The following is a 26,186-nucleotide window of genomic DNA, read 5'->3' on the forward strand; positions in this document are numbered from 1 at the left end:
TGCGGCGATCGGACGCTTGGACCTGAGCTGCCTTCACATTGCTTGTGCTGTTCGTCCTCGGCTGGGTCGAGCGCCGGCTCGGATCGAAATGGCCATCATGCTGGTCGGCGAACATACCAAATGATAGCGAAGCGCTCGGCTCAAGAAGGCACTATCCGCGACGAATGTGATTCGGAGCGGAGATGACGGACGCGAATTTCTTGCGGGAGCAACTCGCGTTGATCCGCGAGCTTGCAGACCAGGCAGATCCCCATATCAGGAAACGACTGCTCGCATTGGCCGAAAAATACGAGCGCCGGCTCGCCGAGCAGAACCGGAAGATTCCGGGTCGATCCTGATGTTTTCTTGCGCGCACGCGACTACTCGATGCGTGCCTTCTCCTTGAGATCGCGAATGCGCATCTCGGCTTCGTCTCTGGACTGGACGATCTCCGACCAATCCTCGACCCGCGCCTCCTTACTCAGCCGCTTCAGTTCGTTGAGCTGCTCCTGTGTCGGCTTGTCCATGCTCGCTCCTTGACCGGAAGATGCACCATCACACCGTCCAGAACGAGCCTGATCCCAGCCTGTTCCTCGCGGGGCCTGGGGCGAGCCAAATCGCCGGAAACATCACCTGCCCTGTTGCCTGCCCGCGCCATCCCGACCATATTGCCCCCATGACAAAGAAGCCCTTCCGCCTCACGCCCTACCAGGTGCAGTTCCTGCTCGTCGTCGGTTTCGTCACCGTCGGCTGTGCGCTCTACGTGCGCTATCTCGCGATCGAGTTTTCGCAGGTCGCGCTCGCCTGCGATGCCGGGCTTCAGACGCTGATCTGCAAGTCGCGGTCGGTCTCGACCGTGCTGTTCAAGAACTCGGTGTTCGGCATCGTCGCGCTGGTGGTTGCGACGTTGAACCTGATGCGGCCCTCGATCGTGCTGCTCACGGTCGGCCTCGTCGCGGCCGGCCTCGGCATCGTGCTCTACAATGTCGTGCTGTCGGGCCTTGCGATCGGCCTGTTCATTCTCGGGTTTGCTCGGCCCGCGCCCGCCACAGCGTGAGCGCGAGCAACAGATAGATCGTGCAGGTCCACAGCGACTGCCAATTGTCGCGGCCTTCGTTGACGAGCACGAAGGCGGCCGACAGCGCCAGCACGCCCGCGAATACCGCTTCGGCGATCGGACGCTGGCCGATCTGCGGCCGGTTCAGCATCAAGAGCGCAAACGGCACCACCGCCATCGTCAGCGCGGCGTAGGGAAAATCCTTGTAGCGCGGATCGAACACGAAGCCGAGCGCGGTGGCGGCCGCGATCACCGCGGTCACCGCGAGCGTCAGGCCGAGCACGGCGGTCAGCTTCGACCATTTCCGCCCCTCGCGCGGTCCGAGCAGATCGAGGAAGGTCGGAAGGCTGCGGCCGATCACCATGGCCTGGGCACAGAAGATCGGCGACAGGATGCCGGCCAGCAGCAGCGCGCCCCAGAGCAGCCAGCCGCCGATGCCGTAGCTCTCGTAATACATCTTGTCGGCGCCGATCCCGAGCAGGCTCCCCGCCGTCGTCGCCGAGATGGCAACGCCGAGCCAGGCCGAGAAGCGCGGCGTCCACGGCCGCCGGCGCAGCGTGATGAGGGCGACCGCGAACACCAGCACGGAAAGGCCCATGCCCGCGCCCATGTACCATTTCCAGTACGGGAAATTGCTGATCGGCTGGCCCGGCGGATATTTCAGGCTCCGGCGAACCCCGTCATACAGGCCCCAATAGCCGCCGACCGTGCCTTCCAGCCTGCGCTTCCACGGCTGGTCGTAGGATTCGATCAGGTTGACGCGGAACTTCTGCGCCTTTGCCAGGCTCAGGATTTCCGAGACCACCCGCGCCTGGTTGGTGCGCGAGGGCAGCGCCGCGTCGCGCATGCGCCCCTCGCTCGGCCAGCCGGTTTCGCCGATCAGGATCTCCTTGCCGGGAAAGGCCACCGCCATGCGTTCGCGGATCTGTTCGACATGGGCTGCGGCGAATTTCGCCTTGACCGGGAAATCCTCCCAATAAGGCAGGATGTGGATCGTGACGAAGTCGACGCTGTCATAGACCTCGCGGTTCTTCAGCCAGTATTCCCAGACGTCGGCATAGGTGACGGGCACGCTGACCTGCGTCTTCACCAGGCGGATGATGGAGACGAGGTCCGCCGTCGTCATCTCGCCGCGCAGCAGCACCTCGTTGCCGACGATGAGCGTGGTGATGACCTCTGGGAATTGCTTGGTAAGGCGGATGGCGAGCCCGGCCTGCTCGTAGTTCTTGGCACGGTTGCTGGAGAGCCAGATGCCCTGCAGCACTTTCAACCCGCCAACCTTGGCGGCGATCGCCGGCACCTGGTCCAGCCCATTCTCCATCGAATAGGTGCGGACGCAGTCGGTGATCTCCTTGAGCTGACGCAGATCCTGCTCGATCTGCTCGGCGTCGATATGGGTCCACGCGTTCAGTGGCGTCTGCTCGCCGCGGAACGGCGCGTAGGAGACGCATTGGACCTTCTCGGCGGGATCGATCGGGGCACGCGCGAGCGTAATCGGCGTCGCCAACCACCACCACACGGCAGCAATCGCACCCAATGAAACGAGCAGAAGCGCCAGTGGCGTACGAAGAGAAATCGGTTCCGTCCTCCGCGAAGGGTCCGTCGATTACCTGCTTGCACGCCGTCTGCCAAGGGGGTGTCCAAATGCCGGTCGCACTGCGCTGATCCGCGCCTCCCCTCGGAGGAATCGGACTGCGGCTGTTCGACCGGGGCCTAGCATCGTGACTTTGCTGGACAAAATTCCAAATACAGGTCATGGACTCCGAAAGACTTTTCCGCCGCATTGGAGACCCATTTGGACGCCATCACCGGCGCGTCCGCGGGATCCTGACGCGGACGGCCAGCGGATACATTGGGGAATTCATGCGGCAACGGGTGTTCGAGTCACGAAATGCGGTCCTGCGGCAGTTCGCCGCCACCTTGGCCGTCTCCTCCCTTCTCGTTTTCGCCGGTCTCGGTGGCGCCGCCGCCCAGAGCGGCACGCCCGCCCCCGACCAGGGCAAGGCCGCTGCCCAGCCCGCCGACGCGGCCAAGGATGCCGCTCAGAATCAGCGCCGCACCGACGAGTTCGCCGAAGCGGCCCAGGTCATCAACGGCCCGGCCGGCAATCCCGAATGCGTCTGGCTCGGCCGGCGCGTGGTGCGGCTGATGTGGCGGGATGACCTCGATACCGCGTTCCGCCATCTCGACCTCTACGATCGGTTCGGCTGCCCCGGCGGCCACATCCAGGCCGCGTTCCGCTGCCTGACCCGGTTCGGCGGCCAGATCGATCCCAAGGTCGCCGAGACCCTGGACAGCCGTGTGCACGCCTGCTGGATCAACCCGGCGGCCCAGCCGCAGCAGGCGGCCGCGAGCGCCGCTCAGCCCGCAGCACCGGCGTCAGGCAATCCGCCGGCACCGCAGCCGGCCGCGAGCCCCTCGCCGGCGGCAAGCCCGAGCCCCGCGCCCCCGAAATAACCGCGGATCGTTTCAGCTGTCGTTCAGGAACGATCGGCCATAGACGGGGTTGGCACTGCCGCGCGTCTTCCAGAAAAGGCCATGCCCTCATAAGGACATGAGGCCATGACAGTTGTGAAACCGCGCGGCAGAGGTATGCTTCCTTTGCCGCGGACACGGTCGGATCTCGGGGTCGGATCCGCTTCCCTGCCACCTCAGCCCCTATTGGTTTAGCCGCGATGCGCGTTGTCGCCGCCGTTCTATTGCTCGTGTCCGCGCTTCACGCCGGCATCTGGGGAGTCTTGCGCGACAGGGAACCCGCGCCCGACTTCAAGGGCCTGCTGCCCAGCGTCTCCTACGCGCCGTTCGAGGGCTCGGCCCACCCGGACATCGACAACATCCCGACCGTCGAGAAAATCCGCGCCGACCTGAAGACGCTGTCGACCATGACGCGCGCGATCCGCCTCTATTCGTCCACCGGCGGCGTGGAGCTGGTGCCGCCGATCGCCGCCGAGTTCGGCCTCAAGGTCACCGTCGGCGCCTGGATCGACAAGGACAAGGATCGCAACGAGCGCGAGATCAAGGCCGCCATCGAGCTCGCCCGCAAGAACAGCAACGTGGTCGGCGTCGTCGTCGGCAACGAGGTGATCTACCGCGGCGAGCAGAAGGTCGAAGACCTCATCGACATGATCAAGAAGGTGAAGGGCTCGGTGCGCGTGCCCGTCACCACCGGCGAGATCTGGAACATCTGGCGCGACAATCCCGACCTCGGCTCCAGCGTCGATTTCATCGCCGCCCACGTGCTGCCCTATTGGGAAAACTTCCGCTCCGACCAGGCGGTCGACCAGGCCGTCGACCGCTACAACCTGTTGCGCAACCTGTTCCCCGGCAAGCGCATCGTGATTGCCGAGTTCGGCTGGCCGAGCCAGGGCTACAATTTGCGCAACGCCGATCCGGGCCCGTTCCAGCAGGCCCTGATCCTGCGCAACTTCGTCACCCGCGCCGAAGCCATCGGCATGGAATACAACATCGTCGAAGCCATCGATCAGCCCTGGAAGTTCTTCGAAGGCGGCGTCGGTCCGTATTGGGGCATCCTCAACGCCAACCGCGAGCCGAAATTCGCCTGGACCGGCCCGGTCGAGAATCCCGACTATTGGAAGCTGATGGGCATCGCGCTGCTGGTCGGCGTCCTGCTGTCGCTGCCGATCCTGCGGATCGAGAAAGCGACCGCGAAGCAGGCCTTCCTGCTCTCGGCGACCGCCAACGGCGTCGGCGCCTGGGCCGCGACCGTGTTCGCGTTCTGGAACAGCCATTACTTCATCTTCGGCTCCGCCTTCGCGCTGACGCTCGGCATGATCCTGCTTGTTCCCCTCGTCCTGATCGCGATGGCGCGCATCGACGAGATCGCCGCCGTCGCCTTCGGCCGGCCGCCGCAGCGGCTGATCACCAAGGACAAGCCGGTCGAGAACGTTCCCGAAGGTTTCTGCCCGAAGGTCTCGATCCACATCCCCGCCTATTTCGAGCCGGTCGACATGCTCAAGCAGACGCTCGATGCGCTGTCGCGGCTCAACTATCCGAACTACGAATGCGTGGTCATCATCAACAACACGCCCGATCCCGCCTTCTGGCAGCCGATCCAGGATCATTGCCGCGCGCTCGGTGAACGCTTCAAGTTCATCAACGCCGAGAAGGTGCAGGGCTTCAAGGCCGGCGCGCTCCGGATCGCGATGGATCGCACCGCGGCCGATGCCGAGATCATCGGCATCCTGGATGCCGACTATGTCGTCGAGCCCGACTGGCTGAAGGATCTCGTGCCCGCCTTCGCCGATCCGCGTGTCGGCCTCGTGCAGGCGCCGCAGGAGCACCGCGATGGCGATCTGTCGATCATGCACTACATCATGAACGGCGAATATGCCGGCTTCTTCGACATCGGCATGGTCCAGCGCAACGAGCTCAACGCCGTCATCGTGCACGGCACGATGTGCCTGATCCGCCGCGCCGCGATGGACATGGCGGGCGGCTGGTCGTCCGACACGATCTGCGAGGACTCAGATCTCGGTCTTGCGATCCAGGAGCTCGGCTGGACCACGCACTACACCAACACCCGCTACGGCGCGGGCCTGCTGCCGGACACCTACGAGGCTTTCAAGAAGCAGCGGCATCGCTGGGCCTATGGCGGCCTGCAGATCGTGAAGAAGCATTGGCGCCGCTTCCTGCCGGGCGCGAGCCGGCTGACCGCCGACCAGAAGCGCGAATACGGCCTCGGCTGGCTGAACTGGCTGGGCGCCGAGAGCCTCGGCGTGGTGGTGGCGCTGCTCAACCTCGTCTGGGTGCCGATCGTCGCCTTCGCCGACATCGCCATCCCCGACAAGATCCTGACGCTGCCGATCATCGGCGCCTTCGTCGTCTCGCTGGTGCACTTCCTGTCGATGTACCGCGCCCGCGTCGCCATCAAGCCTGGCCAGATGCTGGGTGCCATGATCGCGGCGATGAGCGTGCAGTGGACGGTGTCGCGCGCGGTGGCGCAGGGCCTCATCACCGAGCACATCGCGTTCGCGCGCACCTCCAAGGGCGGCCTGTCCCGGATGTCGATCGAGTTCCAGGCGTTCTGGGAGGCCGTGATCGGCACCCTGCTCCTGGTCGGCGCCGGCGTCCTGATCGCCTCCAACAGCTTCCGCCAGATCACCGAGATCTACATCTTCGCCGGTGTCCTCGTGCTGCAGAGCCTTCCGTTCCTGGCGGCCGTCGCCATCGCCATCCTCGAGCTCAGCCGCATCAACTCGTTCCAGTTCTGGCGCGACAGCGCGATCCGCACCGCCGAGCTGATCGGGCTGCGCCCGGTCGCCCTGCCCCACCCGGGCGGCACGCCGCAGCCGGTGCCGAGCGAGGTGCGGCGGGAGACGAACTGACCGACGAAAGCTCACCTAGTGGCCAGCCTTCGAGACGCCCGCCGGGGCCAGGAAGAGGTATGGTGTCTGCGGCAAGCCCTTAGACCCTCATGGTGAGGAGCCCGCCAAAGCCGGCGTCTCGAACCATAAAGGCCGAGCTCCGTCGGCGTCCCTCTGCAGTTCGGCGTGGATGACGGCCCGCCAATCAGGTTGAAATTCCCGGCCTAACCAGCGGAGGCAGCGAGCGAATCCCCGCCCCTGCCAGGACTTTCGGCAGCCACGCCCGCTATTGACCTCCGCAGCCACTCCCCCTACACAGCCCGGGCCGAAGGCATGATCCGGAAACAGCCGGTTTTCCCCGCGACGCAAATTGGGCGGAGCGGCAAGACATGCTTCTCGAATGTCCGACAACGATGGCCATCTCGTCAAAGCCATCAGCGGCCATGGGAGCGCGTAGCTCAGCCGGTAGAGCACGTGACTTTTAATCACGGGGTCCTGGGTTCGAGCCCCAGCGCGCTCACCAACTAACCAATTGCCAATAAACAAATCTCCCAGTTCGCGGGCCTGTCAGGAAGTAGGCGCGGGTACAAACTGGGCTCGCCGGGGTACAAACTCAGTTCATCGCCTGTTCTGGACGCGCGCGAAGTGGCAGTGCGCCCCTCCTTCTGAGGGCACCCTTTGTACAGCTCCCGGCCGCCGCGCGGGCGGGGCTGGCAATGGCCTTGCTGTGCAGGCGAGAGCGCCGGACGGCGTCCAATTTCCGGGGGCGCCATGATCAAGAAAGACCGCGCGAATCGCGCCGGCTGATGGCGGTAAATTAATCAGCCGGCCTTAGTTTCATCGACGGCCGAACTAATCTCCTTGCGCCGATAGAGGGCAGCAGCACGCTCGCGCTGTTCATTCGACCATGATGCGTACCAAGAATCGATGATCAATTGATGGGCGCGGAGCAACTCGTCCGAGTGCTGCAGGACAGCATCATTTGCATGTTGAATCTTGAGATTCATAGCGGAATCATCCTGCTTCGCGTGTAGATAGCAAACTACCATCGTATTAACGGGGAGTAAATTCACTTGTGCGCCGCATTTTCTCGAATTGACTTCCCAGAAATTTTCCTAGGATTCGTCGCTCCGGTCGGCGTTGAAATGATCTCGTCGTTGAAGCACTTCCGCACTCACTTTGAAAGGTTTGGATACAACGTCATCCCCATCAAAGTCACAGATGTCTTCAAGGAACTTCAGACAGTCGTTAAGCCGCGCGAGGAACTGGTTCCTAGCCCTCCGCATATTCGCCTTGAGCGATACATAAAATACGGCAACCAACTCAGAGAATTTTTTGAAGACGATGCAATCTTGGCTGGGCTCACGATTGCGAGCATTGTCAGAGAACGAGTGAAGCAAGCTACTGACAAAGTATCCACGCCCAACAAGACCGTCTTTTTCCTCTATCAATTCAAGCGACGCGAGGAAGTTGATCTACTGAGATCGATTTATGGCAGAGTGTTCTTCCAGGTATCAATTTATTCTCGATATGGTGCTCGAGTAGAGCACCTGGCCAAGTCTTTCGCGCGAGCAGAGAACTCTGGCACAAGCGACCCATTTCGTTCAAAAGCCGAGGCTATCGTCCAGACCGATCAGAACGAAGCCGACAATACGCATGGACAACGCGTGTCAGCGATCTTCCATAACGGAGACTTGATCCTCAACTCCGATGCGAGCGATCAGGCTTTAGAGGACCAGATCTGTCGTTTCGTAAATCTGCTGTTTGGATCGAACAAGATTTCGCCTACGCGCGATGAATATGGAATGTTTGTTGCCAAATCGGCTGCATTGCGAACACTTGATCTATCTCGCCAGGTCGGAGCCGCCGTCTTCTCCAGCGACGGTGAAATTCTCTCGATGGGATCCAATGAAGTACCGAAGGCACATGGCGGAACGTATTGGTCGGATGATCCCAAGAAAATTGATGATCGAGACTACGTGCGTGAATACGACAGCAACGATCTCCGGAAACGCGAACTTCTATCCGAACTAACAAAAGCTCTTGATGTCAAAACCGAAGCCGCGACCTTGCCGGCAGTTAAAAACACCCAGTTCATGGATGCGCTAGAGTATGGCAGAATCATCCATGCCGAAATGTCGGCAATTTGCGACGCCGCAAGGCTTGGCCGTGCGTTGGGCGGCGCGACTCTCTACTCAACAACATTCCCATGCCACATGTGCGCCAAGCACGTCGTCGCTGCAGGAATCGCCAAGGTCGTATTTCTTGAGCCCTATCCGAAGAGTTTGACGGCTTCATTGCACGGAGATTCTGTGCGGATCGAAGGAGCTGATAGAGGTCGGTATCAGGATTACCCGGCCGTGGATTTTGTTCATTTCCATGGCATCTCACATCGGCGCTATCGTGAACTTTTTGAAAGAACAAAACGAAAGGATCCGAGCGGCCATTTTCTGGAGTGGCATAATCCGTTTGTTGACGAACATGGCACCAAGACTCCAAGGCCGCTCATTGACCTACAATTCCCGTTCTATCTCGAGCTCGAAAAGATCACTGTCGAGGCATACAAAAATCTCATATCGCCGCCCAAAGTGACGGATGGTTTAGTGGCAGCCGCCTCTCCTGAAGCGGCGCAGAAGACGACAGAGAACTGACACCACAGGACTGTATCGCCACTAGCAACGACCATACCCGTCAGTAGCCGTACGTTCCTCGCATGCTCGAGCCAATCCAACCAGCGGCTCCGTAGAACATCCCATAGCTGATCCAGAACCAAAGATAATATCCGATCCCGAGAAGCGTCTTTCGAAAGCCGCCCCACTCTGACCAGAACGTCGTGTCGCGCACATAAGTGTTGACGTCTTCGGTCGCAGCTCGCGTGCCCTCCTTCGTGATTTGTTGAAAATCGATGTGCTCACGGTCGCGGAAGCGATCGAGCAGCTTTTCAAAGATCATTCGATCGGCCAGCGTGCTGTGCCACTGTTGGTTTGACGATGCTGCGACGACCGTCACCATTACCTCGCTGAGGTTCCACGACACGACGTCGATTAGAAAGACGAGCGTCGCCAGGATCGTCCCTGTTTTTTCGTCTCGCTGGGCAAAAGCCGCTATGGCGACGAAGAAGAACACCGTCCAGCGGAAGGCTCCTACGGCCGACGCCCTGTGAAGTGCGATTGGTGTAACGCTCATGCGATTTGTCCCCCTTTGACCTTTATTAGGGTCCCAAGGCCGGAATCGTCACGCGATTTTTCTATCCCTTGTGGTTCAGACAAAAGAGGAGGCACAGCACACGGTGTCTGGACAACCCCCCGCAAGCGAAGGCACCCTGCCCTGACAGGGAGACGGGCATGTCCTTCAAAGTCATCGACGGCGGCGGGCCGAGCAAGGAAGAACGCGACAAAGTTCAAGCGCATGAGGAGCAAGTTCGCAGGCGCGAGTGGGCAAAGGGGGATATCTCATGGGCCGTCCGGGAGTGCGCAGCCAATTTGCTCAGAATCGTCCGTGGAGCGGGCAAGCCACATGAGCTGCTGCTCCAAATGAAGAAAGTCATCGATAGCGCCGTCAAGTTTCAAGAGGTGCACGGCTACTGGCCCGATGATGTGATTGCCGCGGAGCTGCATCTAGATGATGAAAGGCAAGAGATTCTTGAGCGGTGCCGCGCTGGCAACTTAAGTCAGGCGGACATTGACCGTTGGCGAAACGATGGGACGCTTGACGAAATGTCGGCTGAGTACATCACTTTTTGCGGTGCACTCCAGGTAATCGCATCGCGCATGATCGGTCAGAAGACTCAGGAGAGTGCGGGCGACAGCGAATTTCATCGGGGCCTCCGGGAACTGGAAGAGGTTCGAGAAGGGCGGCGGCGGAGAGCCCTGCAGGAGATGCGCGCTAGTCGCGCAGCACCCGCTCGTCGCAAGACCATCAAGAAGCGAAAGCTGAAGCCGCGCACCCCTCCCGGAGGAATTGTGCTGTAGGAGAGATCTCCACACCCACGACCCGCAGTAGCCCGACGCCATCCCGACCTACTGGGAATCGTCAATTTGACTCAGCTCTGGTCAGGCCATTCTTGGCGGGATGCCTCGCCCGACCAGACGCATCACCCCCGCCCTGCCAGATGGCCGCCCGGTCAAGATTACCCTTGGCCAGATGCGCGAGACCGGCGCGCGCGGCGTCATCGTGTTCTGCGAGGACTACCGCTGTAGCCATAACGTGAAGCTGGCGCCGGACGTGGTCGATCAATGGCCGGATGAACTCCGCATCTCCGATCTGGAGCCTCGATTCGTCTGTGGGGTCTGCGGCAGGCGAGGCGCCATCGTCCGGAGGGATGATCCACCGCCTCGGATGGGAACGGGGTAGCTCGGTGGATAAGAAAAATCGGCGCTGTCAACCGATCTCGGCAAGCGGCAGCATACCCTATCCCCGATTCGGACCTGACTGCGATGCCAGCGAGCGCAAGTGCAACCAAAGACGACATTGCGCGAAAGGCGAAGCAACTCGTCGACCTTCACCACGAAACCAGCCTTGTGATCACGATCCTAAGGTTTGCGCGGAGTGGACACGCCACGGACGTGATGGTTGAGCAAGCGATTGCGCTGGTCGAGCGGCATATCGCCGTCGCCCGCGATCAGGGGGACGACGGTATGCTCAGGTCGGCGGTCGATCTCAAGGCAGGTCTTGAGGAAGCGCTCAAAAATGGCGTCGAGTCGTTGCGATCGAAGTTAGGTCCCACCAACGAAGCACTTAAGGTTGAAGAGCCGTTGGCGCGTGCACGGCGGGCACTTGGACATGAAATACGTCGCCAGCACCGGTGTGCGGGTGGAATTGTCGATATCTTCGATCTGACGGCGGATGAGCTGATCGAGTGCAAGTTCCGAGGGTCGAGCGCGGCCCTCGGTGAAGCGGCAGGACAGCTAAAGCGCTACTCGAAATCGTTTCCGGGAACGTCTTTGAGCATTGCTGTCCGCAGCATCGAACCTGAGGCGAGTTGGCTTGCCGATGTTCTGCGCCGTCAGGGTATCGTCATCATCGAAATCGAGCCTGGCTGAAGAAGGCCAGGGTCTGTACAGTGATCCGCTGAATTGAGAATCGCCTATAGCTCGGCGGCAATTGCGGCTGAGGATAGATCCATGAAATTGATAAGCGAGCGCCCCTACTCCGATCCAGAGGCCGCGGCGCGCAAGCTGATCGAGCTCGCCATGGGCATCGAGGCGGTTCAGGACGGCCGCATTCATATCGAAAAGATCAACGCGCCGTTCCTCTCGAAGCTCAAGGCATCAGGCCCAGAGTTCGGTGCCGGCATCAAGCATGCGATCAATCAGGGCTGGCTTGAGCTTCATGAGAGCGGGACTTACGTGCGGCTATTGACGCCCGGGAGCCTTCTCGGAGGCTGACAACCCGTAAATTTCCCAAGTTCTAGCGCGTGAGCTGGCGTGTCCTCATCCATTGGTCGGACTCGACACCGTTGGGCGGCCCATGGTTGCATCCCACGTTTCATAAAACCATGGGGGGACCAAATGAGAATTATCGCACTCGCCTTCGCACTTGCACTCGTCGCGACCGCAGCTAAGGCGCAATACACCAGCGGCACCGGCTCCAATCCGAATAGCCACACCACTTCGGGCTACACCAGGAGCAACGGCACCTACGTGCAGCCTTACACCGCTACGAACCCGAACGGCACCCAGAGGGATAATTACGGCACGTCGGGCAACTACAATCCAAACAACGGAACATTCGGCACGCGCACGCCGCGGTACTGAGTCCGATGTCCGTGTACCGGCTGGCGCCCATCGACATCAGAGCAAACGATGAGAAATGGGCAGCCTCCAACCTCAAGGAAGCAGTCTGGGTCGAAGCGCCAGACGAGATGGCCGCACGCCATTTCGTCGAGAGTGCCACTTTGAGGATGGTTGATTTCAAGCCGGGGCGACCATTGATCTTCTCGCCTTGGCTTGATGATGTTGTGACGTCGTGTCACCGCGATCTGGAGGCCGAGACTGTCCCACCAGGACATCTTCGCACCCAGGCCGGGAAGCTGGTCGCCCTTCCCGCGGCCTGACTTACGATAATGGGTATTATTGAAAATTAGACCCGGAACTCGCTGACCGACGCGCCGTTCCGAGTTCGGGCAGCCTCGGGCCGCATTTACAAATTTGTGCTAGAATCGACTAGAAATTGGTCTAGGAAGGAGGCGCCGATGACGGAAATTACCAACATCACTAGCGCCTTCACCGCTGACCAGGTCGTGCGGCTAACTGGCCTCTCGATGGGGCAGCTTGCCTATTGGGACAAGCTTGGCTTTTTTCAGCCGCAGTACGGGTCGGAAGATCGGAAGACGCCTTATTCCCGAATTTACTCTTTCAAAGACGTAGTCGGGTTGCGAACACTGAGCATTCTGAAGAGCAAGTATAAATGCTCGCTGCCTCATCTGCAGACAGTCGCAAAGGAGCTCGCGTCCTACAGCATGGCGCCGTGGGCCGAGATCACGCTTTACGTGCTGAAAAAGAAGGTCCAGTTCAAAGAACCGGACACCGGCCGAGTTCGCGGCGTCGTTGACGGTCAATACGCCCTTCTGCCCATTGCCAGTGTCATGGAAGATGTCAGGAAGGCCGCCGAGCAACTGCGTCAGCGCGAGCCTGGGCAAATCGGCCAAGTCGAAAAGCACCGTTACGTATCGCACCATGCGGCCGTTATTTCCGGCACGCGCATTCGGGTAGCGACAATTCTGCGATTTATCGAAGCTGGCTATTCGACTGCCAGTATTCTCAAGGAATACCCGAGCCTGACGGAAGCGGACGTTGAGGCCGCGAAACGGCACGGGAAAGACGGCTTGGCTGCCTGATGGCCGATCGACCGTCATTGAGATTATTTCTCGATGAAGGTGTCCCGGATTCTGTAGGCCATGCTTTCATGGAGCATGGCCATCAGGTAGCTTTCCTGAACAAGGAACTGGTTCGAGGATCGCCAGATCACCTTGTCTGTGCGATCGCGGACATCAACAATGCGGTCCTTGTCGCTCTCGATGGCGACATGAAGCGGATAGCGCAGGGACACGGCGTAGGTTCTGGCAAGTACCTAAGGCTAGGCCTCATCAAGCTGTCTTGCTTCGAACCAGATGCTGCTGCGCGCGTTCGCGAAGCCATGTCGCTAATTGAACACGAATGGAACGTCACCGCCGGCAAGGAAGGCCGGCGAATATTCGTCGAGATCAGCGACAAAGTCATCAGGTCGTTTAGGTAATTCAGATGTGGGCCGGTGATAAACTGACGCGCCGCGCCATAGAGGTCATCCGTCGCCTACCGACCGAAGCCGAATACGCTCGGTTTATGCCGATCAAGCTGGAAGGAGCCGGCACGTCCTGGGTGCCGAGGCAGCACAACTGCCACGCAAACGTCGCCACAGTCGTCAATTGGTATGAAGGCTTGAAGCACGTTTTCGGTTATCTGGTTCTATCTCCTCAGATGACCGGCCTGTCGCACTGGATCGTTATGGCTCATTCACTTGTCGAGCCGCCAGAGGGCGGCCTCTTGGAGGTCACGCCTGATGCCGGCACCGAAGATGTGCCGTTCATCCATCATCGCGACGATCTCTCATTGCACGAAGAGTTCAGGAAGGTCGTCAAAGTTTTTGTGCGTCCCTCCGACATAAAATAGGGGCCAAGGCTGGTTAGCCTTGGCCCCCTCGTCCTAGCGACAGGCGAGCATCACATATGCAGGTGCCGTTTCAGGCAGTCTCCTGTTGAGACGATGACGTTCATCAGGCTGTCCTCGTCGAACGCGGCATCCGGATTGCCGTTCGGAGAGTACTTTCCGTTGCTAACATCCTCAACGTAGGTCAGGACGGCCAGCGCTCCCGAGAGCGTTGTAGGAACGGTTGTCGTCAAATCCCATCGGGCATCGCTCTCCTGCTCCCCAAAGGTTTTTTCCTTCTCCGGATCGGGGCTGACAGTTCCGGGAACGAGCACTTTCAGCGCTTGGTCGTATTCCGTGTTGGCGGTCTTATGAGCCTCGATCAGCCCGAAAATCGGATCGGACCCGACATTGGAAGGCGCCACACGTTCTACTTGCTGCATGCCCACAGGCTGCCGCAGCAGCCCCGCAACGATGCTACGGAGCAGGTCGTCCACTTCCGCATCTTCATCGTCGATCCCTTTGCGCCAATCGTAGGCTAACAGAATGGTCGCCTTCGCGCGCAGACCTTCAAGTGACGCCGTTTGGATCTCGGTAGCTTCGCGATAAAGCGAATAGAGCCGGTCCGCAGAATCGTCGCTCAGTTCTAATAGCCGATCAATGCCAAGTTCCGCTTCCAGCGCGGAACAAGCGCTCTTGTGTTCGTCGTAGGCGGCAATGATCTCCTTGGAGCGCTCTACGTCCGCGTCCCGCGTGACTGGCTTGTAAAGATGCGCAATGTGCGGCTTGGGGGCATAGGGGTTTTGCGTGTCGTCGAAGTCATCATCCTTGATGTTGTCATCGCCTCCCTCCGGCCCGACGTATTCATAGTAGGAGACCAGTCTTGTGTCCTCGCGTCGAGCGCGGTTTATGTCGATAGCGGAGCACCACAGCAGACACTTGTTGTTCGGAAGCCGCTCCATGTCGTAGCCGATCCAGACCGGATCGGTGGGTGTCCATCGCAGGGCAGCCGGCCGTTGAGGTGCTAAAGCGTCATATTCTTCTCGGGCGGCAGCATACTTAGCATCCAGGGCCTTATCGGCTTCAACAGCCTCAGGGATCAGTCTTGCAAGCTCCTTCAGGCGCGCATCAGCTTCACAGCTTGCGGAAGCCTCAGGTGCGAGCCCGAGATTGACGGTGCTTCCCACGATTGCAGAGCTGACGAGCATGTTCATGGCTACTCTCCTGTTGATCCGCGCCCCGGAGTTGGGAATGTCCATGAGAGCGGATGGTTCTGGCCGTCCTGATACGGGCTGACATGCATCCCGCCCGCTTTCCCGATTTGAGGAGGCTGTTAAGAATTGTCCGGCGCCCGTGGCGCCTTTAGCTACCGCGTTGCTCATGTCAGTTCTCGGATTTGATGATTGATGATGACTGCGCACCGCCCGTGAACAGTCTGTTGTGATGTCCGGCGAGCCTATGGTTGCTTCACCTCCCTTCCGGCTTGCCAATCGAACAGTTGGGGCCAAAGGGGATCGAAGTGTTCGCAGAGAGCTTCGAAGGCAGCGCGGGCTGCGCTCTCAACTAGATCGATTTGCAGTCGCGGCCAAACGGCCGTTGCCTGGACTTGCGGAGTCCAATGGCTTGAGGAGAAGCCTGCGCGCACGGCTTCGATGGTTTCGTGGAAGTACCCCTCGCACTGACCAACGGTGCCGAACCTGAGGGCGAGTACGCCAATTTCGCGCTGCTGCTCTGGTGACAACTGATCCCAAGCCTTGCCGGCATCGAACGAGGCAAGTTCGTGAAACGTGGGAAGCCGATCCGAGAGAGGTATTTCAGGCTCTGGCGCGATGTCCGCAGGAGCATCGCTGCCGCGGCGCACGCCGATAATTGTGCGCGCATTCCAGATGGCAGCGCGCTTGCGCTCGCCTTTCTGCAGGAGAACATCGACCATGCCGCGGGGCGTCTTGGCGCCAGCGCTAACGCTAAGCACGACTTCTCCGGAGCCGGTCACGTCACCACGCAGAAGGTGGCGCGCCGGGACCTTGACGAGTGAGTTTTGGTTGGACGGGGCGAGCATGTTGGTAGCTCCTCAGAAGGCCGAACGGCGCACGCCATCAGCATGGATGCCAAAGGCCGACACGAATGTGGTTTCGACGGTCAGACCGCTGCGCTGGCGCCAAGCTGTCACCTGCATCGCCACGTGATCGCGATAGAGTTTGGAGGCCTGACGGATGTAGCGGGGAGCGCAGGAGCCGAAGGTCCGCATCGCCTCGCGGCGAACCAGCGCCTCATAGACCTCGCGGTTGAGCTTGCCGGTGACCGGGTCAGTGAGGTTCGCCACCGTGAGGATTGCATTGCTAGTTGCCATCGCCGCCTCTATGTGGTTAATACCCATCCCGATAGGTATAAACACTAATTGGCTCCGATGGTGATGTCAACCAGTTTGTTGGGTATAAAACCTATTTTTGTGAGTTCAGCCCACAGGGAAATCTGATGCTGTCGACTGGAAATCAGCTACGGGCCGCGCGCGCCTTAGCGGACATGGATCAGGGCGCGCTGGCTGAGGCGGCGGGAGTCAACGTCAACACCATCCGCAATATGGAAGCTTCCAAGGACGAGACGATCAAAGCGAACAATCAGACCGTCGTCGCTGTGCAGAAGGCTCTAGAACAAGCCGGCATAGAGTTTCTGAATCACGGACAGCCAGGTGTGCGATTGAAAGCCAAGTAGTCTTCCCTTGCTGAATGTCGAAGACGCCGAGCCCCTTCCCTTTGAGGGCCTTCTTGGCCCCTCGCCGAGCCCCTACGCCTTCTGTTGGCGCAGCCACCGCGCCCATTGAAAGCCGAGCTCTTCCGGATTAGATTCTGGTCACTCGCCGATTTGGTTGAACCGTGATGGTTCACTTCGTCGTGCAGTCTTACCCCTGATGCGGCTTGGGCACCGCAGGTACGACAGCACGGATCGGTCCCATGGCGGGTGCCATCAAAACCATCAAGCTCTTGTTGACCGCTGCGTGCTTGGCGCTCTGTGCCGGCGCGTGGCTGCGCTCGCCGGCCAACACTGCCGGCACAGTCCCCGGTTTCATTGAAGCTGCGCCCGCGCCGGAGAAGGCCAATGGCTGAATCCGACTACATGCCGTACTTGATCGCGAATAGCGGCAAGACGGATGCAAATTTCCTATCCGGCGCCGACAGCATCCTGAAGTCGTATCGCGAGGGAAAGGACTTCGCGTATCAGCAAAAGTTGCGCGGCGCGTTTAGTGATGAAAACGGCGGGGTGCCCCGCGATCCCAAAACGGGAGATGTTGATTGGGGAAAGACATACGAACGCCTCCTGCAACTCGGCGGGGTCGGGGCCATCGACCAGGCGTCAAAGCTGGCTGAAACCGGTTTCCAGCAGGACCGCTATCGAAATGCGCCTACCGTCCAAGCCATTCTCCAGCCGCCTACCACTTCGCAGCCGGCGCCGAATTTCCCGCCCTCGGCATCGCGCAACGCGCCGGCCGTTGTTGCGCCTCCCCTCGCGCGCGGCGGCGTAGTACCGTCGTCCGGACCTGCGGCGCCCCAGGGTACTCCAGCCCCCGTCTCCACCGCGTCAGGACCTGTTGCGGCGGCGCCTGATGGATCTTGGCGCGGTGGTGATGCCAAGGGATCGCTGATCGGCTTCTTGTCCGCTAACGGCGTACCCGAGCAAGATCAGGGATCGGCCGCGAACATTCTTGGCGGTCAGCTCGCTGCCGTAACCGGCCGGCGTATCGACCCGAACGCGCCGCTCGACATGAATAACATGCAGGTCCGGCAGGTGCTCGCTAACTTCAGGCGCGGAGGACTGCAGCAGAATGCTGCTCCCGCCGTAGCGAGACCAACCGCTCAGCCGCAGATGCCCCCAGTTGGAGCGCCGGCCGGCTTGCCGGCTGCAAGCGCTCCTCAGCCTCAGATGGCCGCAAGGCCAGCCATGGCGCCGAGCGCGGGCCCGGCCCAGCCAACCCAGCCGGCTGACCCGACCTTAGGCGGATTGATCCCGGCCGGCTATCCCGACCCCGCCGCGTACGTGCAGCGATTGGAAGCTGTGGCTGGTAGCGGCCGCGTGCTGCCCGACCAGCTCAAGGTATTGGAAGGCCGCATCCAAGCCATTCACAAGGCTCTGGAGCCCACGCCGGATATGAAGAACGCGCGCGCGGCCGGCATGAGCGTACGCGAATATATCGATCGCAACGACAACGCCAACACTGAGCGAGCGATCCTCAGCGGCAGCATTTTGCCAAAGCTCGACAAGTCCCAAGACACCGCGTCGGCAGCGCGCGACGAAATCCTGGCCATCCACCGTTCGCGAGAACAGCTCGACGCACCTGGCGGCATCTTTTCCGGCACGGCAGCAGATACACGCCTGAAGCTGGCGAAGGTTGCGGAGTTCATGGGCGTCCCGAACGCGGACAAGATCGCGAACACTGAAGCTTTCGGTAGCGCCATCGGCTCTCGCACGCTTTCACTGGTGAAGGGCCTTGGTGCCGGGGCCGGCATTTCCAACGCTGACCGCGACTTCGCTGCGGCTATGGCCGGCGGAAACATCAAACTAGACGAGAAATCGATCCGCCGGATCCTCGACATCGGTGAACGGGCTGCTCGAGCCCGCATTGATCAACACAACAACCTTGCTGAGCGCACCCTGAGCTCGTCGGATGCCCTCAAGGACTACGGGACGGTCTATCGTGTCGAGCAGCCAGGCCAGTACCAGGCGCGCCAGCAGGCTATGCCCGCCCCGCGGGCCGGGACTGTCTTCAACGGCTTCAGATATCTCGGCGGAGACCCGAAAGACCAACGGTCGTGGGGGCGCATCTGATGGCTAATCCCTGGGAGATGAACTGGGCGCCGGCATCCCCGGAAGCCTCCTCCTCGTCGGCGGAAACGCCACCTTGGGAGATGGACTGGTCAGCGTCTCAGGAGCCGCAGACGCCCAAGACCAGCACCAGCGAAGCCGTCCTGCAAGGCGCGCTGACGGGCGCCGGTGCAGGCTGGCGAGACGAGGTTTATGGCGCCTCGAAAGCATCGGGGCTGCCGGAATGGATGGGAGGATTCCGCGCACCGTTTGGTGCCGCTAGGCTTGCCGCGGAACATTTCAGCGGAGAGCCCGGCGAAGCCACGAAAACCTACGACGAAGCCGTGGCCAGAATCCGCGAGCGTCAAAAGAACGCCGCGGAAGATCATCCGATTGCGTACAACGCCTCGCAGATCGGCGGCTCGTTCCTGCCGGCAAGCAAGATCGTGAAAGGCGTCGGGACGGGCGCCACCCTTGCTGGGGCGGTCGTTCGTTCCGCCGCAGCCGGCGGCATCATCGGCGGGATAACAGGCGCCGGCGACGCCAACGGCGATCTCACCGACCGGGCGATTGGCGCGGCCGAGGGCGCGCCCGTCGGTGTTGTACTTGGCGGTGCCGCTCCCGTCGTCGGGCATGCTGTCGGCAAAGGCATCAGCGCTGTGATGAACCGCGAGGGCACGGCCGGCACCGCGGCCGGAAAGGTGCTGAACGCACTGGAGCGTGACGGCGTGACACCAGCAAATCTGCAAAGTCGGCTTGATGCGATCGGCCCCCAGGCAATGATTGCAGACGTCGGTCCAAACGCGACGCAGCAGGCTGCCGTGATCGCAGCATCTCCCGGTGCTGGTCAGCAAACTATCCGCGCGGCAATTGAAGCACGCAATGCTGGTGCGTCGGGACGTGTGACAAATGCCGTCAACGGGGCCATGGGCGGGCCGGTCAATTACGGGCAGATCGAGAGCTCCATCATTCAGCGGCGTAGCAACGCAGCTCGGCCTCTCTACGACCAAGCCTATCAGACACCCCTGCCCCCGATCCCAGAGGTTCAGGAGGTTCTGAATACACCCACCGGCCGAGCTGCGGCTGCACGGGCCGCGCGCCTGTCCAGGGACGAAGGAATCCCGTTTGATCCCAACTCCGTGCGCGGCGTCGATCTTATCAAGCGCACGCTGGATGACGTCGTTTCAATGGGCCAGCGGACCGGCCGCAACAACGAGGCTCGCATCATTGCGAACCTGCGGGATAGACTCGTCGATGCGGTGGACAACCACGTCCCCGAATACGCGATGGCTCGCGATGCCTACGCTGGCGAAAGCGCGATCCGCGACGCCTTGCAAGCCGGCCGCAACCTCTTCGGTGACAACATCTCGCCCCAGCAAATTGGGGATCAGCTCGTCGGGATGACGGCCGGCGAGCGAGACGCGTTCTTGCAAGGAGCGCGTGCGCAGATCCAAACCATCATGGGTACCGCGCGAAATGACGCATCGCGGGTGCGCCAATTGCTTCAGAAGGGGTTCAATCAGGAAAAGCTCGAGATGGTGCTGGGACCACAGGCCGCCAACGATCTCATGCGACAAGTTGGCTTTGAGACGACCGCGGCGAATACCTCGCATCGCGTGATCGGCAACAGCGAGACCGCGGCCCGCGTGGCCGGTCGCGAGGATCTAACGCCCGGCAGCAACGGCTTGGGTATCAGGGATAGCTTCGCTGCCGGCGGCATGATGGGCGCAGCCCGCGGTGTGGGCCTAAAGCTCCTAGATCGCGCCATTGAAGCCGTACAAACCGGCCGTCAGAAGGCCATCGAAGGTGCAATGGCAGACATCCTCACCCTGCAAGGTCCGGATAGGCAGCGGGCCATTGATGCCGTTATCCGCGCGGCCCAGCAGCGCGATCGCTCCGGTACGCTTGCCCGGCAGGTTCGTAACCTAGCATCGGGCGCGGCTCTGTCTGGAAGCGCTCCGTATGATCGTCCTGTGGGTGCGGCCGCTCTTGACCTGATTGGGGCGCAGTGAGCCGATGAACTCCATAGTACCACTCGGCATAGAACAGACCGGCGATGAACCCTGCTGGAAGGCAAATCATCACCAAGTATGGATCCCAGTGCAGATAGAGGCCGCCTGCGAGGCAGGCCGCCAAGAATAGCAGGCCGGCAAGGCGCAAAATCGTGCCGCCCTTCCTTGAGGCAAAAAGCCAGATCACGATCGCCCAGAATACGACCGTGAAGGCAATTCCAACTGCAAGCGTCGCATTTTCGGTCAATTTTCACAGCCGAGCAGGATCAGATGTCGCACACCCTAGCCGAAGCCCGGACTCCGGAACAGAGCGAAGAAGTGCCGCCGCCGTTCATGAGAGCGCTGGAGAGCGGCTGGACCGACTTCTGGACCCCTCCGAAGCCAGAAGGCAGCTACGCGGCGAATGTCGCATTGGGTGAATCGTACGCCGAGATGGCCGTAATGCACGCCCGGGCTCGAAACGACCCCCTGGTGCTGGAGCTGATTGTCAGCACGATCACGTCCAAGGCCGCCAGCGGAAAGCTCGCTATTGGGCCGATTGAGCTCGGTTTCTTTCACAAACTATCGTCGCTCGCTTACGTGGGGTCGTTGAATTGACGGGCAAGAGTTCCAGCCAGCAGGGCCGTTCGACTAGGTTTAAACCCGGCCAAAGCGGAAACCCGGCAGGCAAGCCGCGCGGCACCCGCAACACGACTACCATCGCGCTAGAGGCGCTGCTCGATGGTCAGGCGAAGGCATTGACGCAAAAGGCCATCGATCTTGCACTGGCGGGCGACATTCCCGCCCTCCGCATCTGCCTCGATCGCATCATGCCGCCTCGGAAGGATCGGCCCGTGACCTTCGCGCTGCCGCCTATCAACACGGCGCACGATGCGGCGAAGGTGTCTTCAGCGGTGCTGTCAGCAGTGGCCGCGGGCGAACTCACCCCTTCGGAGGCCGGAGAGATCAGTAAACTCATCGACACTTGGGTGAAGGCCTATGAGACCGCTGAACTGACGGAGCGGCTCGAGCGGCTGGAAAGGATGACCAGTCAATGATTGGACGAAATCTCAAAACACGGGTCACCAAACTTGAAGATCGCCGAAAAGCTACGAACCGCCTGCCCTACGTCTATCACGTGAGTGAACCTGCAACGGCGGACGAATTGGCAGCTATCGAGGCAGCCAAATCAGCCGGACATTGCTTCATGGTTGGCCCGTGGCCCTGCGCGACGGTCGAAGAGTGGATCGCGATCTACGGCCGGCCGGAGATCCTGCAATGAAAGCCCGCAATCTCGAATCCCGGATCATTAAGCTAGAAGGCCGCGCGAGGCACGCGGGCGAGATGCTGCTGATTTGGAGCAGATCAAATGAAAGAGCCGAGGCGGTTCTCGAAAAACATCGCCACCTCTTCGATCCGTTCGATCGTGTGGGTATCGCGCCCTGGCCCGCGGTCGACGAGCCGCCAGCACCTGCTTGGTATGGCAATTTCCCCATAGGAATCTCAGAACGAGAGTGGACCGCGCTCGGCAAGCTACTTCAAGAGGCCGCCGGACAAGCGACCGATCAACTTGAATACAAGCGATTGTCAGAATGGAGCGACGCCGACCTTTGGTATGAGTTGTTGAGAGTAGATCGGAGAGCCGGCCATGAGATCCGCCATTAGGCGCCGCCTCATTGCGATCGAGCGCCAGCGAAAAGACAACCGCCGGCGAGTCCATATCCTCAAGGTCGCGAGCCAGGATGACGGATCACGCCAGATCGCTGTCATGCTGGCCTCGGGCGCCGCCGAGGCCGATGATGGATTTTTGTGCCTCTCAGGTCAGCAGTTGACAATAGCGACCGACGTCCGAGTCTAATGTCCAGCCCCACACGACAGTGCTACTGGCTAGAGAACGGCACCGTCCGGCGGCGGAATATTGGGCCACCGCTCCGCGATGGACTGGCAGGCAGCCTTCATGTTCGCGAACATGCTCACCGCGGCGCCCAACGCAGGGTAAGTCTCGCCGGTGTGGCAATCGATCGTGACGCAGAGCGCCTTTTCAGGCTCAGCCCCATCTTCGTCCGCGTGCTCACCAAGCATGCCGAGAATGGCCGCCGATTGCCATCCCGCGGTCGCCTCGCTGAGCCCTTTCCCCTTTGCGTACCGGAGCATCACTGCACCGCGCTTCAGCTTGTTGGTCTTGGTTTTGCGGCGCAGCAACAGGTCCGGCGAGAATCTGATATTGACGCCATTCACGGGGATCACCGGGAAACTTTTGCCCGGCAAAATCTCCGCCTCCGGCAATTCGACCTTCGCCAAAACAGAACTGAACTGCTTCACGTAGTCGGCGTTTGTCTCATTCGTCAACGCGTCAAAGTCGTCCGTGGCGATCTTGTTTCGGATCGATTCAGCTTTGTCCTTAAGGACTTGCGGGTCTGTCTCATGCTTGCGCAGAGCGCTTGCAACGGTGATCCGAGCCTCCCGGTGCTGGAGCAACCTGGCGATGGGCCGAAACTTGCAACCCTCAATGATCGAACGGCGCTTCCTCTCGGAAGCAGCCATGTAGTCGGCAAGATTCCGGACGTCAATTTCCGGTGCCTTGACCTCAACGTGAGTCTTTTTGGTCACGATCCCCTCCGTGGAGAATAAGCATGTCGGATTTCTATTTCAGCGCAGACATCGGAAACGACACCACCCTCTGCATCGCCCCGATAACTGATCGGCGGCTTGAGCTTTCCGGAGAGACCATCGACGACAAGAGCGGCTACTTTCTCTTCGAGACGAAAGGCGGTGCAGAACCCAGCGAGGTTCAGATTCTTGCCCGCGTCACCTCGGAAGAAGCGGCTCTGCGGCTCAAGCGAATGCTTTCGCTCGAATGATCCATTTCGCAATCATTTGACTTGGTGGCTGGCCGCAACTTGGCAAGGAAGTTGCGGCCAAAATTTTTACACCTAAAGCACGTTAAGAACGCGATTTTTCTATTGCATTCCAGCGAATCGATCAGCGCTCGCGCCGGCTATTTCGGTCCGCGCGGCCCGTTCGAGGAGTAGTCTTCATCTTCTGCCGGCCTGGGCTGGGGGTCGCCGTAGCGCGACATGCCCAACGCGAGGATGGCTTCGGGGCCATACTGAACGAGGCGCGGGAAGCGCTTCACGGTAGCCAGCGCGGACGCCGCGACCGCCAGCCACTTGCGGGCAAGCTCATCCATCTTCGCATCCCAGCGGCCCTGACGTGCAGCCAGGTCGTCTTCGTAGATGCGCGCCTGATCCTGATGCGCCTTGTAAGCGTCAGCGGCGGCCTTCTGAGCCGTAACCGCCTCGTCATACTCCTTCTGCGCCTCAGCCATGCGCTGCTTGTGAACCTTAGCGCCGACCGTTGGCGCCCCCGGCACCCCCAGCATTCTGCTGATCTGGCTGCTTGCCTCCAACACAGCAACGTTGCACTTGCCGAGCTGGGACCTGAGCTCATCGCCTTCAGCGCGGATGCCTTCGAGCATCATGCTGACAGCGGGGCGCTGATTGGCATATTTCGTAACGCGTCCGTCGAGCCAGCGGCGTGCCGCCAGCTCGACGTTGCGGAAAAACTTGGCGAATACCGCCGCGGTACCAAAACAGAGCGCTTGGGCATCGGCCAGGAGCCGATCCAACGCGCCGGTTTCGGCATCTACGATGCCGAGAGCTTCGACAAAAAGCTGTTCAGCTCGGCCATCTCCGGGGCGTCCGGGTTCGCGGGATCCACCGGGTTGAGCTGCAGCATCAGGGACAAGCGCAGTCCCTTCTGCATCAACAGCACCCCGCGGTTGATCGAGTCCAACGTGCTCTGCAGCTTCTGCACCGCGTTCATCGACCGCGCGCGCATTTCCTCGTCCGTCATAGTTCTTCTCCACAATATTGATGATGGAATGACGCGGTACGCCCGGGAGGCAGCGCGTCAACAGATTGACGAAGTCACTGTCATCGGGACCGTTGAAAACCGCCCACGCGGGCGACTTTCCACGATTAGTGACGCGCAGCTCGAGGCCGATATCGGCGAGCTTCGCGGTAAAGGTCGGATGATCATCGGAGGCGTAAAAGGCCTGCTTTACGGCTTTGCTGATCGCGCGCAAATCGATCCCAGCAGCACGTGCCGGCTGTTCGATCTCCAAGGGAGCAGTGCGACCTTCGGGCTGTGCGTACGGAGCGTGCGCCGCCTCGATCTTGTCGGCAACGTCGTGCTTACCCTCGCTGCGGAGTTGAGCGATGACCGCAGGCGTGAAACGCCCCTTAAGAATATGCGGACCATCCCAGCCGCGTGCCTCGGCTTCCCGCGAAACGCGCTCGCACTTGGCGTGGCTCATCCGCCATCCGGGGCTCACCTTACCCGTAATGGGATCTACGTATGACACGCAAATATGCCAGTGACGCAGGCTCCCCCCGTTTTTCCGGTCTTCGGGACGCTTAACGTGTTCAAAAACGACGCAGCGGAGCTGTGCGAAGCCGAACACCATCGCTATCAGGGGTAGCAGGAAGGTGAAGAAATCAGCGCGGGACATGTCCCAGTTCGGCGCCACGATGAACTGCATCATCGAATACTTTTTGCCGCCTCCGCGCGCCTGATTGACCATATCGATCAGATCACGCGGGCTGCCCTGGATGCATTCTGCGATCTCGTTGTCGTCGGCATTCAGGAGGTGCTGCACGGCATGGTTGGCGCCGCTCACAGTCGCGGCCAGCCGATTGGAGATGATCATGGGCAGTGCGGTCGTAGATATGAACGCGGACGTGTCATAGCAATCCTCGATGAGGTCGCGTTCCGTCATGCGGGCGTGCACGAACATCTACATGGACTCCAGGAGATCGTTGATGATGTCCAGCGCGTCCTCGATGCGGAGGTTCTTCATGTCCGCCGTGCGCACGTGCGTCGCGAGGTTGAGGGCCGAGCGCACCTTGAGCAACTCATCCTTCAGGGCCGTGCCGAACAGGATGTCCGCGGCAGCCGCACCTGCGGCCAAGCGGATGTATTCGGAGAGCGTCATGCCGTTCTTGCGGGCACGGCGATGCCAAGCAGCAACTTGGCGCGGATCAGCGCGCAAGCGGATCAGTTCGGACTTGATCATTACTTGCTTGTTAGCTGAGGGGGGGGTCGGGGGTGTTCTTGCACCGCCCGGCTGTTGGCGTGTGGCCCTTGTGGTCACAAACGCCATGCCTTGATGTCCTCAACTTCTCCTTTCTGTAGCCTCATGCTGGCTCAGGTCGGAGTTTCACGAAACAGCTTTGAAAGCGGGGAATTTTGCGATTTTCGAAGGCTCGCTGCACAAGGGTTTGTCAACAAGGTTTGCGCGTCACTCATCGAAATTCCAGACGAAGTTGCGACGTGATCGCCACGCAGCGCGCAGAGAGTTTGATGACACAACAATCACTTACGACCAACGCATGATCGATATGATGGCAAC

At 60.6% G+C, this 26,186-nt stretch carries 32 protein-coding genes and 1 tRNA gene; 23 read left to right on the forward strand and 10 right to left on the reverse strand.

The window, feature by feature from the left end; genetic code table 11:
• Window positions 1-182: 182 nt before the first annotated feature.
• Window positions 183-338, forward strand: coding sequence for a hypothetical protein (locus X268_RS39460; RefSeq protein WP_164937753.1), 156 nt, complete (start codon window positions 183-185; stop codon window positions 336-338).
• A 21-nt stretch (window positions 339-359) separates the two neighbouring features.
• On the opposite strand, the gene X268_RS39465 is transcribed toward X268_RS39460, so the two are convergent.
• Window positions 360-506, reverse strand: coding sequence for a hypothetical protein (locus tag X268_RS39465; RefSeq protein ID WP_164934922.1), 147 nt, complete (start codon window positions 504-506; stop codon window positions 360-362).
• A 149-nt stretch (window positions 507-655) separates the two neighbouring features.
• Between X268_RS39465 and X268_RS15480 the strand changes: the two genes are divergently transcribed.
• Window positions 656-1,036 (forward strand): hypothetical protein, encoded by a 381-nt coding sequence (locus X268_RS15480; protein ID WP_100174799.1) that lies wholly within the window; start codon window positions 656-658, stop codon window positions 1,034-1,036.
• On the opposite strand, the gene X268_RS15485 is transcribed toward X268_RS15480, so the two are convergent.
• A complete protein-coding gene (locus X268_RS15485; RefSeq protein ID WP_164937754.1) occupies window positions 996-2,555 on the reverse strand; it encodes a glycoside hydrolase family 17 protein in 1,560 nt (519 codons plus the stop codon). The genes X268_RS15480 and X268_RS15485 overlap by 41 nt on opposite strands.
• A 344-nt stretch (window positions 2,556-2,899) precedes the next feature.
• Between X268_RS15485 and X268_RS15490 the strand changes: the two genes are divergently transcribed.
• From X268_RS15490 to X268_RS15500, 3 genes are all read left to right on the forward strand, one after another.
• Window positions 2,900-3,493 (forward strand): beta-1-3, beta-1-6-glucan biosynthesis protein, encoded by a 594-nt coding sequence (locus tag X268_RS15490; protein WP_128925753.1) that lies wholly within the window; start codon window positions 2,900-2,902, stop codon window positions 3,491-3,493.
• A 218-nt stretch (window positions 3,494-3,711) separates the two neighbouring features.
• On the forward strand, window positions 3,712-6,381 hold the full coding sequence (locus tag X268_RS15495; RefSeq protein WP_128925754.1) for a glycosyltransferase: 2,670 nt from the start codon (window positions 3,712-3,714) through the stop codon (window positions 6,379-6,381).
• 426 nt (window positions 6,382-6,807) lie between these two features.
• Window positions 6,808-6,883 (forward strand) — tRNA-Lys (locus X268_RS15500).
• Window positions 6,884-7,181: 298 nt separating this feature from the next.
• Here X268_RS15500 and X268_RS15505 read toward each other — a convergent pair.
• The gene (locus X268_RS15505) at window positions 7,182-7,367 is read right to left on the reverse strand and encodes a hypothetical protein (RefSeq protein ID WP_128925755.1); all 186 of its coding nucleotides are present in this window, start codon (window positions 7,365-7,367) and stop codon (window positions 7,182-7,184) included.
• 66 nt (window positions 7,368-7,433) lie between these two features.
• Here X268_RS15505 and X268_RS15510 point away from each other — a divergent pair, with 66 nt between their 5' ends.
• Entirely contained in the window at window positions 7,434-9,011 is a 1,578-nt protein-coding gene (locus X268_RS15510) for an anti-phage dCTP deaminase (protein WP_245477918.1), read from the forward strand.
• Window positions 9,012-9,051: 40 nt separating this feature from the next.
• Here the strand turns inward: X268_RS15510 and X268_RS15515 are convergent, their stop codons facing one another.
• Complete coding sequence (locus X268_RS15515; protein ID WP_164937755.1) at window positions 9,052-9,546, reverse strand: hypothetical protein; 495 nt, start codon at window positions 9,544-9,546, stop codon at window positions 9,052-9,054.
• A 158-nt stretch (window positions 9,547-9,704) separates the two neighbouring features.
• On the opposite strand from X268_RS15515, the gene X268_RS15520 reads away from it, so the two are divergent.
• The 8 genes from X268_RS15520 (at window position 9,705) to X268_RS15560 (ending at window position 14,009) form a co-directional block, all read left to right on the forward strand.
• Window positions 9,705-10,331 (forward strand): hypothetical protein, encoded by a 627-nt coding sequence (locus X268_RS15520; protein ID WP_128925756.1) that lies wholly within the window; start codon window positions 9,705-9,707, stop codon window positions 10,329-10,331.
• 465 nt (window positions 10,332-10,796) lie between these two features.
• Entirely contained in the window at window positions 10,797-11,402 is a 606-nt protein-coding gene (locus X268_RS15530) for a hypothetical protein (RefSeq protein ID WP_128925758.1), read from the forward strand.
• A gap of 81 nt (window positions 11,403-11,483) precedes the next feature.
• Window positions 11,484-11,747, forward strand: coding sequence for a hypothetical protein (locus X268_RS15535; protein ID WP_057755473.1), 264 nt, complete (start codon window positions 11,484-11,486; stop codon window positions 11,745-11,747).
• Window positions 11,748-11,870: 123 nt separating this feature from the next.
• Window positions 11,871-12,116, forward strand: a complete 246-nt coding sequence (locus X268_RS15540) for a hypothetical protein (RefSeq protein ID WP_128925759.1) — start codon at window positions 11,871-11,873, stop codon at window positions 12,114-12,116.
• A 5-nt stretch (window positions 12,117-12,121) separates the two neighbouring features.
• Window positions 12,122-12,415 (forward strand): hypothetical protein, encoded by a 294-nt coding sequence (locus X268_RS15545; protein ID WP_128925760.1) that lies wholly within the window; start codon window positions 12,122-12,124, stop codon window positions 12,413-12,415.
• A 138-nt stretch (window positions 12,416-12,553) separates the two neighbouring features.
• Entirely contained in the window at window positions 12,554-13,198 is a 645-nt protein-coding gene (locus tag X268_RS15550; RefSeq protein ID WP_128925761.1) for a DUF433 domain-containing protein, read from the forward strand.
• Complete coding sequence (locus tag X268_RS15555) at window positions 13,198-13,596, forward strand: DUF5615 family PIN-like protein (RefSeq protein ID WP_128925762.1); 399 nt, start codon at window positions 13,198-13,200, stop codon at window positions 13,594-13,596. The genes X268_RS15550 and X268_RS15555 overlap by 1 nt, the downstream gene beginning before the upstream one ends.
• Before the next feature lie 5 nt (window positions 13,597-13,601).
• Window positions 13,602-14,009: a hypothetical protein gene (locus X268_RS15560; protein WP_128925763.1), complete on the forward strand. Its 408-nt coding sequence runs from the start codon at window positions 13,602-13,604 to the stop codon at window positions 14,007-14,009.
• A 50-nt stretch (window positions 14,010-14,059) separates the two neighbouring features.
• On the opposite strand, the gene X268_RS15565 is transcribed toward X268_RS15560, so the two are convergent.
• The 3 genes from X268_RS15565 to X268_RS15575 all read right to left on the reverse strand — a co-directional run bounded on the left by X268_RS15565 (window position 14,060) and on the right by X268_RS15575 (window position 16,335).
• Entirely contained in the window at window positions 14,060-15,199 is a 1,140-nt protein-coding gene (locus X268_RS15565) for a hypothetical protein (RefSeq protein ID WP_128925764.1), read from the reverse strand.
• Between the two features lie 242 nt (window positions 15,200-15,441).
• On the reverse strand, window positions 15,442-16,044 hold the full coding sequence (locus tag X268_RS15570) for a hypothetical protein (RefSeq protein ID WP_128925765.1): 603 nt from the start codon (window positions 16,042-16,044) through the stop codon (window positions 15,442-15,444).
• 12 nt (window positions 16,045-16,056) lie between these two features.
• Window positions 16,057-16,335 (reverse strand): hypothetical protein, encoded by a 279-nt coding sequence (locus X268_RS15575; protein ID WP_128925766.1) that lies wholly within the window; start codon window positions 16,333-16,335, stop codon window positions 16,057-16,059.
• Window positions 16,336-16,460: 125 nt separating this feature from the next.
• On the opposite strand from X268_RS15575, the gene X268_RS15580 reads away from it, so the two are divergent.
• The 8 genes from X268_RS15580 to X268_RS15610 all read left to right on the forward strand — a co-directional run bounded on the left by X268_RS15580 (window position 16,461) and on the right by X268_RS15610 (window position 22,438).
• A complete protein-coding gene (locus X268_RS15580; protein ID WP_128925767.1) occupies window positions 16,461-16,697 on the forward strand; it encodes a helix-turn-helix domain-containing protein in 237 nt (78 codons plus the stop codon).
• Window positions 16,698-16,936: 239 nt separating this feature from the next.
• The gene (locus tag X268_RS39470; RefSeq protein WP_164937756.1) at window positions 16,937-17,089 is read left to right on the forward strand and encodes a hypothetical protein; all 153 of its coding nucleotides are present in this window, start codon (window positions 16,937-16,939) and stop codon (window positions 17,087-17,089) included.
• Complete coding sequence (locus X268_RS15585) at window positions 17,082-18,806, forward strand: hypothetical protein (RefSeq protein ID WP_128925768.1); 1,725 nt, start codon at window positions 17,082-17,084, stop codon at window positions 18,804-18,806. The genes X268_RS39470 and X268_RS15585 overlap by 8 nt, the downstream gene beginning before the upstream one ends.
• Entirely contained in the window at window positions 18,806-20,794 is a 1,989-nt protein-coding gene (locus X268_RS15590) for a hypothetical protein (protein WP_128925769.1), read from the forward strand. Before X268_RS15585 ends, X268_RS15590 begins: the two co-directional genes overlap by 1 nt.
• Before the next feature lie 270 nt (window positions 20,795-21,064).
• The gene (locus tag X268_RS15595; RefSeq protein ID WP_128925770.1) at window positions 21,065-21,391 is read left to right on the forward strand and encodes a hypothetical protein; all 327 of its coding nucleotides are present in this window, start codon (window positions 21,065-21,067) and stop codon (window positions 21,389-21,391) included.
• Entirely contained in the window at window positions 21,388-21,831 is a 444-nt protein-coding gene (locus tag X268_RS15600; RefSeq protein ID WP_128925771.1) for a DUF5681 domain-containing protein, read from the forward strand. Before X268_RS15595 ends, X268_RS15600 begins: the two co-directional genes overlap by 4 nt.
• Window positions 21,828-22,055, forward strand: coding sequence for a hypothetical protein (locus X268_RS15605; RefSeq protein WP_128925772.1), 228 nt, complete (start codon window positions 21,828-21,830; stop codon window positions 22,053-22,055). The genes X268_RS15600 and X268_RS15605 overlap by 4 nt, the downstream gene beginning before the upstream one ends.
• The gene (locus tag X268_RS15610; RefSeq protein WP_128925773.1) at window positions 22,052-22,438 is read left to right on the forward strand and encodes a hypothetical protein; all 387 of its coding nucleotides are present in this window, start codon (window positions 22,052-22,054) and stop codon (window positions 22,436-22,438) included. The genes X268_RS15605 and X268_RS15610 overlap by 4 nt, the downstream gene beginning before the upstream one ends.
• A 222-nt stretch (window positions 22,439-22,660) precedes the next feature.
• Here X268_RS15610 and X268_RS15615 read toward each other — a convergent pair whose 3' ends face one another.
• Window positions 22,661-23,383: a hypothetical protein gene (locus tag X268_RS15615; protein ID WP_057755543.1), complete on the reverse strand. Its 723-nt coding sequence runs from the start codon at window positions 23,381-23,383 to the stop codon at window positions 22,661-22,663.
• A gap of 23 nt (window positions 23,384-23,406) precedes the next feature.
• Here X268_RS15615 and X268_RS15620 point away from each other — a divergent pair, with 23 nt between their 5' ends.
• Complete coding sequence (locus X268_RS15620) at window positions 23,407-23,634, forward strand: hypothetical protein (protein ID WP_128925774.1); 228 nt, start codon at window positions 23,407-23,409, stop codon at window positions 23,632-23,634.
• Between the two features lie 137 nt (window positions 23,635-23,771).
• On the opposite strand, the gene X268_RS15625 is transcribed toward X268_RS15620, so the two are convergent.
• Both X268_RS15625 and X268_RS15630 read right to left on the reverse strand, forming a co-directional pair.
• The gene (locus X268_RS15625; protein WP_128925775.1) at window positions 23,772-25,571 is read right to left on the reverse strand and encodes a hypothetical protein; all 1,800 of its coding nucleotides are present in this window, start codon (window positions 25,569-25,571) and stop codon (window positions 23,772-23,774) included.
• Window positions 25,572-25,937 (reverse strand): hypothetical protein, encoded by a 366-nt coding sequence (locus X268_RS15630; protein WP_128925776.1) that lies wholly within the window; start codon window positions 25,935-25,937, stop codon window positions 25,572-25,574.
• Between the last annotated feature and the right edge of the window lie 249 nt (window positions 25,938-26,186).

This window comes from Bradyrhizobium guangxiense (assembly GCF_004114915.1).
Taxonomy (GTDB): domain Bacteria; phylum Pseudomonadota; class Alphaproteobacteria; order Rhizobiales; family Xanthobacteraceae; genus Bradyrhizobium; species Bradyrhizobium guangxiense.

Bases quoted from the DNA above. Each gene is read 5' to 3' on its own strand.
- X268_RS39460 (WP_164937753.1), top strand. From the start codon at position 183: ATGACGGACGCGAATTTCTTGCGGGAGCAACTCGCGTTGATCCGCGAG.
- X268_RS39465 (WP_164934922.1), bottom strand. From the start codon at position 506: ATGGACAAGCCGACACAGGAGCAGCTCAACGAACTGAAGCGGCTGAGT.
- X268_RS15480 (WP_100174799.1), top strand. From the start codon at position 656: ATGACAAAGAAGCCCTTCCGCCTCACGCCCTACCAGGTGCAGTTCCTG.
- X268_RS15490 (WP_128925753.1), top strand. From the start codon at position 2,900: ATGCGGCAACGGGTGTTCGAGTCACGAAATGCGGTCCTGCGGCAGTTC.
- X268_RS15495 (WP_128925754.1), top strand. From the start codon at position 3,712: ATGCGCGTTGTCGCCGCCGTTCTATTGCTCGTGTCCGCGCTTCACGCC.
- X268_RS15505 (WP_128925755.1), bottom strand. From the start codon at position 7,367: ATGAATCTCAAGATTCAACATGCAAATGATGCTGTCCTGCAGCACTCG.
- X268_RS15515 (WP_164937755.1), bottom strand. From the start codon at position 9,546: ATGAGCGTTACACCAATCGCACTTCACAGGGCGTCGGCCGTAGGAGCC.
- X268_RS15520 (WP_128925756.1), top strand. From the start codon at position 9,705: ATGTCCTTCAAAGTCATCGACGGCGGCGGGCCGAGCAAGGAAGAACGC.
- X268_RS15530 (WP_128925758.1), top strand. From the start codon at position 10,797: ATGCCAGCGAGCGCAAGTGCAACCAAAGACGACATTGCGCGAAAGGCG.
- X268_RS15535 (WP_057755473.1), top strand. From the start codon at position 11,484: ATGAAATTGATAAGCGAGCGCCCCTACTCCGATCCAGAGGCCGCGGCG.
- X268_RS15540 (WP_128925759.1), top strand. From the start codon at position 11,871: ATGAGAATTATCGCACTCGCCTTCGCACTTGCACTCGTCGCGACCGCA.
- X268_RS15545 (WP_128925760.1), top strand. From the start codon at position 12,122: ATGTCCGTGTACCGGCTGGCGCCCATCGACATCAGAGCAAACGATGAG.
- X268_RS15550 (WP_128925761.1), top strand. From the start codon at position 12,554: ATGACGGAAATTACCAACATCACTAGCGCCTTCACCGCTGACCAGGTC.
- X268_RS15555 (WP_128925762.1), top strand. From the start codon at position 13,198: ATGGCCGATCGACCGTCATTGAGATTATTTCTCGATGAAGGTGTCCCG.
- X268_RS15560 (WP_128925763.1), top strand. From the start codon at position 13,602: ATGTGGGCCGGTGATAAACTGACGCGCCGCGCCATAGAGGTCATCCGT.
- X268_RS15565 (WP_128925764.1), bottom strand. From the start codon at position 15,199: ATGAACATGCTCGTCAGCTCTGCAATCGTGGGAAGCACCGTCAATCTC.
- X268_RS15570 (WP_128925765.1), bottom strand. From the start codon at position 16,044: ATGCTCGCCCCGTCCAACCAAAACTCACTCGTCAAGGTCCCGGCGCGC.
- X268_RS15575 (WP_128925766.1), bottom strand. From the start codon at position 16,335: ATGGCAACTAGCAATGCAATCCTCACGGTGGCGAACCTCACTGACCCG.
- X268_RS15580 (WP_128925767.1), top strand. From the start codon at position 16,461: ATGCTGTCGACTGGAAATCAGCTACGGGCCGCGCGCGCCTTAGCGGAC.
- X268_RS39470 (WP_164937756.1), top strand. From the start codon at position 16,937: ATGGCGGGTGCCATCAAAACCATCAAGCTCTTGTTGACCGCTGCGTGC.
- X268_RS15585 (WP_128925768.1), top strand. From the start codon at position 17,082: ATGGCTGAATCCGACTACATGCCGTACTTGATCGCGAATAGCGGCAAG.
- X268_RS15590 (WP_128925769.1), top strand. From the start codon at position 18,806: ATGGCTAATCCCTGGGAGATGAACTGGGCGCCGGCATCCCCGGAAGCC.
- X268_RS15595 (WP_128925770.1), top strand. From the start codon at position 21,065: ATGTCGCACACCCTAGCCGAAGCCCGGACTCCGGAACAGAGCGAAGAA.
- X268_RS15605 (WP_128925772.1), top strand. From the start codon at position 21,828: ATGATTGGACGAAATCTCAAAACACGGGTCACCAAACTTGAAGATCGC.
- X268_RS15610 (WP_128925773.1), top strand. From the start codon at position 22,052: ATGAAAGCCCGCAATCTCGAATCCCGGATCATTAAGCTAGAAGGCCGC.
- X268_RS15620 (WP_128925774.1), top strand. From the start codon at position 23,407: ATGTCGGATTTCTATTTCAGCGCAGACATCGGAAACGACACCACCCTC.
- X268_RS15625 (WP_128925775.1), bottom strand. From the start codon at position 25,571: ATGTTCGTGCACGCCCGCATGACGGAACGCGACCTCATCGAGGATTGC.
- X268_RS15630 (WP_128925776.1), bottom strand. From the start codon at position 25,937: ATGGCGTTTGTGACCACAAGGGCCACACGCCAACAGCCGGGCGGTGCA.